Annotated in this window: 2 protein-coding genes; both read right to left on the reverse strand. The window is 70.0% G+C overall.

Translation table 11 applies throughout. The features are described 5' to 3' along the window. Positions 1–1,367: flagellar basal-body MS-ring/collar protein FliF (gene fliF, locus ACM2XV_RS15125; protein ID WP_487027535.1), on the reverse strand; the 1,367-nt coding region annotated here is incomplete at its 3' end. 4 nt (positions 1,368–1,371) lie between these two features. Continuing rightward, the coding region (gene fliE, locus ACM2XV_RS15130; RefSeq protein ID WP_487027536.1) for a flagellar hook-basal body complex protein FliE at positions 1,372–1,569 on the reverse strand (198 nt) is incomplete at its 5' end.

Genomic DNA, 1,569 nt, shown 5'->3' on the forward strand with positions numbered 1-1,569 from the left:
TCGCGGCGGCCGCCGCGGCGGCGCGTCACGATCAGTGCGACGATCGCCGCGATCAGCACGGCGACGATGCCGCCGATGAGCCCGAGGTTCATGAGCAGCTTCTGCTTCGCCTCGGCCTGCTGCTGCGCGGCGCTGTCGTCGAGCGCGTTCTGCGCCGCCGCGGCGGCGGAGGTGCTGAACGGCACCGCCTGCACCGTGACGATGTCCCCGCGCTTGGCGTCGTAGCCCGCCGCCGACTCGACGAGCTGCGTGAGCCCGTTCAGGTCGACGCCCTTCGCGGCCTTCTGGCTCACGGCGACCGAGACCGTCTGGCGGGTGACGGCGCCGGGCGGCGTCGTGGTCTTCGTCGTGGTCTGGTTGAGCGCGTTGGTCTTGGTGGTGCCGCTGTTCGTATAGGAGCCGTCGCCTGCGGCATCCGTCGGCCCCGCGATGTTGTCGGGGCCCAGCACGCCGGTCGACCCGGCAGCGCCCGAGCCGCTGTACTGCTCGCTCTGCGCGCTCTCGGTCGCGGCGGGGGACCCCGTCGGCACCGAGAACTCGGTCGAGGTCTGCTGCGCCGTGCTCGAGTTCACGTCGGTCGAGACGGCGACCGTCGAGTTGCCGGGCCCGACGATCGTGTCGAGCATGGCCTGCAGCGACTGCTGGGTCTTCGCCTCGTAGGCGGTCTGGCTCTTGCCGGCGGCGTCGGTCGTCGTGCCGCCGATCGCCGAGAGCACCTTGCCCTGGGCGTCGACCACGCTGACATCCGCCGGCTTCATGTCGGGAATCGAGGCGCTCGTGAGGTGCACGATCGCGTCCACCTGGTCGTCGCTGAGATCTTGCTTGCCGGTCGTCGCGACGAACACGGATGCCGTGGGGTCGCTCTTCTCGTCCGTGAAGACGGTCTGCTCGGGGATCGCGAGCTTGACCGAGGCCGTCTTCACGCCGTCCATCGCCTCGATGGTCGACGCGAGCTCGTCCTCCATCGCCTGCTTGTAGGTGACGTCCTGCTGGAACTGGCTCGTCGTCACCCCCATGTTGTCGAGCAGTGCGTAGCCGCTCGTCGTGTTCGAGGGCAGGTTGTTCGACGCGGCCTTGAGGCGCTCTGCGTACACCTTGTCCTGCGGCACGAGCACGCTCGAGCCGCCGTCCTCCAGCTGGTAGGGCACGCCGTCGCTCGTCAGCTGGTCGACGAGCGCCGAGGCGTCCGAGGCCTGCAGCCCCGTGAACAGCGGGGCGTACGACGGCTTGCTGAGCCAGCTGGCGAGGGCGATGCCGCCGAGCACGACAGCGGCGATGCCGATGATCGCGACGGTGCGCTGCGCGGCGCTGAAGCCGCGCACGTAGTCGCCGAGGCGGCGGAAGAAGGCGGCGAGGGGAGCGGGCATCGTGTCAGGCCTGCATGTTCATGATCTGGTTGAACGCGTCGACCGCCTTGTTGCGCACCGTGCTCGCGAGCTCCATGGTCACTTGCGCGCGGGTGGCGGCGATCGTCGCGTCGGCGATGTCGTCGAGGTTGCCGGTCACGGCCTGCACGGCGAGCGTGTTCGCCGTCTCCTGCGTGCCCTGCACGGCGTCGACCGCGCTCGT

This window comes from Gryllotalpicola sp. CP2-P1 (assembly GCF_057512245.1).